Genomic DNA, 6,602 nt, shown 5'->3' with positions numbered 1-6,602 from the left:
GGCCGCGGGGGGCTGCGAGGGCTGCGCGACGGACGCGGGCTGCGCGGGCGGCGCGGCTTGCACTGGCTGCACCGGCTGCGCGGGCGGCGCAGGCTGCGGCGCGGCTTGCGCGGCGGGCATCGGCGGCGGCGGGGGCTGCGCGCTCCCGGCCTTCATCCGCGCCACGTTCGCCATGAACCCGTTCGGGTTTGCCTTCAGGTACGCCGCGTACTGCGGACCGAGCTCGCCCGTGCGGCCGAGCAGCGCCGCGAAGTGATCCGCGAGCTGCATCGCGCGATCGTGCCCCGGCGAAGCGCCGAGCGCCGACAGCGAGTACGAGAGCCCGTACTCTCCGTCGTACGTCTCCGCGAGCTGCACGAAGATACCGGCGGTCTCGTCGCGCTCCGGCTGCGGCACGTTCTCGCCCGCGTTGATGCGCTCGAGCACGCTCACGCCGAGCTCCTGCGTGAGCGCGACGTCGGTCGGACGCACCGCGCGCGCCGAGCGCAGCGCCTGCGTCGCGCCCGGCATGTCACCCGCGCGCTTGCGGATGTCGGCCTCGTCTCGATAGAGCGCGAGCTTGCGCTCGGGATCCTCGGCGATGGCCTGCTCCATCGCGAAGTACGGAATCGCCTCCGCGTACTGCTGCTGCGACTTCAGGATCTCGCGCGCCGCGTAAATCGCGTACACGTTGCGGGGATCGAGCTCGGCGACCTTGCGCCAGTTCTCCACCGCGCGATCGGGGCGCGCGAGCTGCGGCTCGCTCCACATCCGTCCAAGCTCCTCGTGAAGCTTGAGGAGCATCGTCCGCACCTCCGGCTTCGCGGCGGCGGGCGCGAGCCCTTTTGCTTGCCGCTCGTAAAGCTGGATGAGCGACATCACGTCGCCCTTCTCGCGGAAGAGCTGCGCGAGCCGCTCGGCCGAGCGATGCATCGGATCCCGGTCGACCGCGAGCAACAGCGTGCGCACGGTATTGTTCATGTCGCCGAACGCCGCTTGCCAGACGTTCGCGGCCTCGCTCAGCCAATGGGCGCCGTAGGCGGGATCCGGCGTCTGCGTCCCGACGCGCTCCAGCAGCATGGCGTACGAGCGAGGGTCCTGCGCGCCTGCGCGATGCGCGTACGCGAGCGCCTCCTGGTCGTGGGGGTTCGCGAGGAGGCGCTGGACGAGCATTTCGATTTCACGAGGATCCATCGTTGTCCGTGCGCGAAGGTACACGGCTCTCTGGGCGCCGTATAGTCGCCTCGCGCCCGCCCGCTGCATGCCGCGCCGCGCCGCCCCCGGGCCCTCCGACGAGCGCCGCCTCGATCGCCGCGATGAACGCCCGCGCGCTCTTTGGCCGATCCTCCGGCCGCTTGCAGAGCGCCCGCACCACGAGGTCCGACAAGGCCCGCGGGATCCCCGCCTCCGGCGCCGCCTCGCAGGGCGCGATCGGCGGCTCGTGCACGTGTTTGGCCATCACACGCGCCGCGTCCCGCTCGACGAACGGGGGCCTGCCCACGAGCATCTGGTAAAGGAGCGCGCCCACCGCATAGAGGTCGCTCCGCGCATCCACCGGCTCGCCCAGCGCCTGCTCCGGCGACATGTACCGCGGCGTACCGACGGGACCGCTCCCCCACCCGAGCGCCGCCTCTTTTGGATCGCGCGGCCGAAGCCCCAGGTCCGCGAGCCCGAAATCGAGCAGCTTTCCCGCCTCGGCGCCGCTTTCGAGGCGCGCGATGAACACGTTGTCGGGCTTCAGGTCCCGGTGGACGATCCCCTTCTCGTGCGCCTCGGCCAGCGACGTGAGCGCGTGCGTCGCGAGCCGCGTCGCCTCCGCGATCGAGAGCCGCCCTTCCCGACGCAGCCGGACGCCGAGCGGCTCGCCTTCGAGCATCTCCATCACGAGGAACCGCGACACCGTGGGCGAGACGAGCGCGTCCTCCCCGCCTTGCACGATCTCGCCCACGTCGAGCACCTGCACCGTGTGCGGCGAGCGCAACATCGAGAGGACCCGCGCCTCTCGATCGAGCCGCGAAAGCGCCCGCGCGCCGAGCCCTCGATCTCCGCGAAACACCTTCACCGCGACGTCCTGCCCCCGCGTCGCGTCCCGCGCCCGGTACACCGCGCCCATCGAACCCGCGCCGATCCGACCGAGCACCACGTACCGACCCGCGATCGTCGTCCCGAGGAACGGATCTCCATCTGCGTCGGCGAGGACCGACGCGGCGACGAGCGCAAACCCGTCGCGCGGGCAAAACACGGGGACTGCTCTCCCCTCGGTCGCCTCGGGCTTCGGCTCCCGGCAGCGCGGGCAAACGAGCCCGGTCAAAGACCGCAGCGCGGGCCTCCCCATCAGCGAAGCTTGCAGGCGTGCTCGCCCACCATCACGAACGCGCGCCGGCAGACCACGTCCACGGTCCGCTTCGGCGTCACCATCTCGAACGTCTGCCCGAACGGCGTCCGCTCGAGCCGCGTCACCTGCGCGCGACAGTTCGGCCCCTGCTCCCCGCACGCCACCGCCGCGGCCGCGCGCTCGACCTCGCTGTTGTCCGCCATCACGTTCACCGCGGCGGAGACGCTGAACAAGACGCAGAGGACGAAGATCGTGATCTGCCCGGCGCGCTTCATGACCGCGCATCCTAGCAGCGGAAGGCCGCGCCGCGCCCGAGATCCGAGCCCTCGACGCGCCTCTCCCTCAGAGCTTGATCCCGCCGTTTTGAATCGGCTCGAAGCTCTGCCGCCGCGTCTCGTACTTCCCGCGCACGAACGCGCCGAGCACGGGCGCCATGTTCGTCGGCACGTCCTCGTCCCACTCGCCGCCGTCGATCGCGTCGCGCGGAAAGAGATCCGGCGCGAGCAAGAAAAAGCTCGGCAGACGCTCGTGCGGCATCTTGAGCCCCGTCAGGTCCTCGTCGAACGCGTCGATGTCCACGCGGACGAGCCGCACGTGCGCGAGCGCCGTCTGCATGAGCGAATGCCCGAGCGACGATGACAAGCTGCGACACGAGATGCACTCGCTCTTCGTCGTCATCACGACGAGCGTCTCGCCCGCCGCGGCCGCGGCCGCGCGCTGCTTCGCGATCTCCTGCGAGAGCGACGACACCGACACGCCGACGTCCACGACCGTGACCGTGCCCTCCTTGCGGACCATCGTCTCTTTCTGGAAAACCGGCACGGCCTTGGAAGGCGGCGACGCGGGATCCGTGGTGTCCACCGTTCCCTCGGGCGGCGTGGCGGTGTCCCCGACCGTCACGACGTTGGCGATCGACGCGAGCTGCGCCTCGTCGCGCCGCTCCATCGTCCACACGCCAAATGCGATGGCCGCGCCCCAGGCGACCGTCAGGCAAATCCCGAGCCCCATTCCCAGCGTTGCCAGGACGTACCCGCGGCGCTCGGCGCCCACGCCGGCGTGCTCTCGCCGCGCGGCCCAGCCGAAGACGATGGCGGCGACCGAGCCCAGCGGTCCGCCCACGAACGGCGCCAGGATCGACGTCAGGGCCAGCGTCGAGAGGGGCTTTTTTTGGGGCGGCCTGGGCCCCCGCAGGTACGGGTCCGAGAGCGGAGGGAGCTCCGTCGGGCCCTCGGCTCGGGCGACGCGCGAAAGCGCGGACCTCGGGGAAATGGCCTCGCTCACCCACGAATTCTAGCGCCTAATCTCGCTTACGCTCGCAAACCAAGGATGGACGGAATGAAGCGTCCCGCCCGTGCAGAAGGGATACGCCATACCCCCGCGCAGCGTGGTAGGAGGAAGGTGCCCTCTCATGATCGAACCGGCCCGCTCCTCCGTCTTTCCCCGAGCCTCGGCCGCCCGGCTCGTGTCCGTGACGATCGGTGACTACCAGGCGCTCGGGAGCAGCACGATCGAGCTCTCCATCGGCGCGCGCCGCACCGTGCTCCACGCGAAGGGCGGGTCCCTCGCGTCCTTGCTCGTCCAGGGCATCGCCGAAGGCGCGCACATCGCCGTCCACGCGCTGAGCGACCCGGAAAAACCTCGCCATTTCCGCTGCGAGTTCGAGGGCGACGCCGGCGAGCACCTCGTCTACGCCTACGATCGCCGTTTCCACGATCTCGAAGACGACGACGAACCCTTCCCGCCCTCGATGCGCTGGGAAGAACACGCGGCCCGCACCGACAATGCGAACGTGGATCTCTGGACGGTGCGCGATCGGCGCGCCGTCTTCGGCGACGGCAGCCGCATCTCGCTCCCCTCGGGTGTCGGCGCGCTCGCGCTCGCGGGCGAGTCGGCCGATCGCGTGCCCGAGGACGCGCGCCGCATCCGCGCCTACCTCGAAGGCATCCGCTGGCTCGGCCTCGCCCTCTCGCGCCCGTCGATCGAGGATCGCGCGGGCGTCACGCTCACGGGTCGATCGGGCGTCCTCTGGACCTCGCGTGGCCTCGACGCGCGCCTGCTCTCGCTCGCGTCGACGCTCGTCATCTGGTTCGAGCTCTACCGCGAGCGGTACAACAAGGTCGTCGAACTCTGCCAGCGCATCGGCGCGCCGGGCGAGCTCGCGGTGCAGATCACGCGCGACCCGTCCGCGCGCGCGGACGTCGCGCCGCAGGACCGCGCCAGCATCACGTTCGAGGGCGTGGATTTCGGACGCCTGTCCGACACCGTGATCCGCCGGCTCGAGCTGCTCGTCGCGCTCGTGGATCCGGAGTCGACGGCGCTGCTCCTCGAGGAGCCCGAGGTCTCCGCGGTCCCCGGCAAGATCGGCGAGCTGCTCGACGTGATCGAGGCTTGCGCCGATCACCGGCAGATCATCGTCTCGACGAAGTCGCCGCACGTGGTCGACTGGGCGCGCCCCGAAGAGCTCCGGCTCGTCGAGACGAACCGGTATCGTGATCTCTCCGTGCGCGGCCTCGACTTCAGCGAGCTCGGCGCCGCGCAGGCCCACGTCGCGGCCGGCGGCAAGCTGTCGGCGTTCCTCGCGTCCTGATCACGCACGTCGACGCGGCCGAGCGCTCGTCACCCGCGCGAGCAGGGCCCGCGCACGCGCGTGCGCTCGAACGACACGTTCTGCCGCGCTCAGGGGATGCAGCTCGACTCGAGCGTGCGCAGCACCGCGCGCTTCGTGCTCACGCCGCCGCTCATGGGCTCGGCCCACAGGAAGCCCATGCGCGGGCCGGCGGGCGTGACGGCAGCCGGATCCTTCACCGCGCCCGTCCCGTCGCTGACCCGCATGCCCGTGGCCGACGGCTCCCCGCTCTCCGAGAGCTTCACCGCGAGGACCTGATCGTCCTTGCCGCCCTCTTGACCGAGGAACACGACGAGCGCGCCGTCGCCAATCGGCGCGAGCGCCGGGGCCCGACCGCGCCCGACCAGCCACGTCTTTTCGCCGGGGCGCGCAGCCGCGTCGACCGCGCGCGCGAGGATCTTGTCGCCCTCGATCCACACGGCCATCGCGCCTTTCGTCGTGGCCACGAGGTTCACGCGTTCGCGCGCGGGCGCGCCGGCCGGCGGGACTGCAGCGAGGGTGTGGGCCTCGTCGATCTCCTTGCCCGCGAGATCGAAGCGCGAGACGACGATCCGCCCGTCTCCCTCGTGCCAGGCGAGCGTGTAACCGGTTCCATCCGCGGCGACGGCGGGCCTGCGCGGCTCGTGGGCGTGGTGCGTCGCGCCGAGCGCCTGCACGGCCGGCGCGGCTGCGTCCGTCGGGGCGAACTGGAACAACCCGAGTTGCGCCTTCTCCATGTTGAACGGCGCCACCGCGACGATCGCTCCTGCGGGCGTCGCGGCGAGCGCCACGTCGTCCGCGTTCGCGGCGTTCACCGTGCTGAGGTGCTCGATCACGGGCGCGGGCGACGTCTCCCAGCGCGGCTTCGTGTACGCGAGGCCGTCGGCGTCGAACCACACGAGCGTCCAGCCCGCGCCGTTCGCGAACATCCGCGGCGCCGTCTCGTTCGCCGTCCCGATGCCGCGCGCCCGCGCCACCTGCTTCGCGTCGAGGGCGAACCCTGCGAAGGCGAGCTGCGCGCCCGGCTTGTTCGCGGCGAGCTTGATGAGCCACGCGGCGGCGATCGCTCCCTCTTGCCCTGCGGCCGTCACCTCGCCGCGTTGCAAGTACGTCGCGATCTCCCCGGTCTGTACCTTGCACGCCTCGGTCTGCGCGGCCGCGACGAACGAGGACACACCGGAGCCCACGGGCTCGCTCGCGGGAGGCGGCGCTTGAACCGCGCTCGCCGAGGTCGCGGGCGGATCCGCGGCGGCGCTCGTCGCGGCCGACGCGCTCGGCGCGACCGAAGCGCTCGGGGCCGGCGTGGAGCCGCCTTCCGTCTTCCGCCCGCATCCGACGGAAACGAGACCGACGACCAGGCTCATCGTCATGCCGACGAACCCGAGGGACCACGCGCTGGTCGCGATCTCTGGGGAGCGAATCTGCTTCATCCCCGCCGAGCCCCCCGGCGCGCCATGCGACATTGGATCAACCTCGACAAGGCCGGCACCTGATCCACGAAGAGGGACCACGGCAGCCTATCCCATCAAGCGAAGTCGCGATCCCTCAATGTGCTTTCGCTTACAAACAGTGCGAAGAAGAGGACTTGAACCTCCACGCCCTTGCGGGCACTGGAACCTGAATCCAGCGCGTCTGCCAATTCCGCCATCTTCGCGTGATGCCTTCCCGTGAAGGACATCGTTC

The 6,602-nt window shown here is 71.1% G+C and carries 5 protein-coding genes, 1 tRNA gene and 1 pseudogene; 1 reads left to right on the top strand and 6 read right to left on the bottom strand.

What is annotated here, in order from left to right; genetic code table 11:
* The 4 genes and pseudogenes from QHF83_RS44335 to QHF83_RS44320 all read right to left on the bottom strand — a co-directional run.
* Window positions 1-1,173: pseudogene (locus QHF83_RS44335) on the bottom strand (hypothetical protein); the annotation flags it as partial.
* On the bottom strand, window positions 1,160-2,221 hold the full coding sequence (locus QHF83_RS44330; RefSeq protein WP_282424164.1) for a serine/threonine-protein kinase: 1,062 nt from the start codon (window positions 2,219-2,221) through the stop codon (window positions 1,160-1,162). The pseudogene QHF83_RS44335 and the gene QHF83_RS44330, both read right to left, overlap by 14 nt.
* A 92-nt stretch (window positions 2,222-2,313) precedes the next feature.
* Window positions 2,314-2,589: a hypothetical protein gene (locus QHF83_RS44325; protein WP_282424163.1), complete on the bottom strand. Its 276-nt coding sequence runs from the start codon at window positions 2,587-2,589 to the stop codon at window positions 2,314-2,316.
* Between the two features lie 67 nt (window positions 2,590-2,656).
* Window positions 2,657-3,595 (bottom strand): DUF4190 domain-containing protein, encoded by a 939-nt coding sequence (locus QHF83_RS44320; RefSeq protein WP_282424162.1) that lies wholly within the window; start codon window positions 3,593-3,595, stop codon window positions 2,657-2,659.
* 127 nt (window positions 3,596-3,722) lie between these two features.
* Here QHF83_RS44320 and QHF83_RS44315 point away from each other — a divergent pair, with 127 nt between their 5' ends.
* Window positions 3,723-4,901 (top strand): hypothetical protein, encoded by a 1,179-nt coding sequence (locus QHF83_RS44315; protein WP_282424161.1) that lies wholly within the window; start codon window positions 3,723-3,725, stop codon window positions 4,899-4,901.
* 89 nt (window positions 4,902-4,990) lie between these two features.
* Here the strand turns inward: QHF83_RS44315 and QHF83_RS44310 are convergent, their stop codons facing one another.
* Both QHF83_RS44310 and QHF83_RS44305 read right to left on the bottom strand, forming a co-directional pair.
* Window positions 4,991-6,349: a hypothetical protein gene (locus QHF83_RS44310; protein WP_282424160.1), complete on the bottom strand. Its 1,359-nt coding sequence runs from the start codon at window positions 6,347-6,349 to the stop codon at window positions 4,991-4,993.
* Window positions 6,350-6,489: 140 nt separating this feature from the next.
* A tRNA-Leu gene (locus QHF83_RS44305) sits at window positions 6,490-6,573 on the bottom strand.
* Window positions 6,574-6,602: the final 29 nt, after the last annotated feature.

The sequence above is a fragment of the Polyangium sp. 15x6 genome, assembly GCF_029960785.1.
In the GTDB taxonomy this organism is placed as follows: domain Bacteria; phylum Myxococcota_A; class Polyangia; order Polyangiales; family Polyangiaceae; genus Polyangium.
The sequence above is the reverse complement of the archived record's forward strand: the minus strand, read 5'-3'. Positions and strand labels throughout refer to the sequence as shown.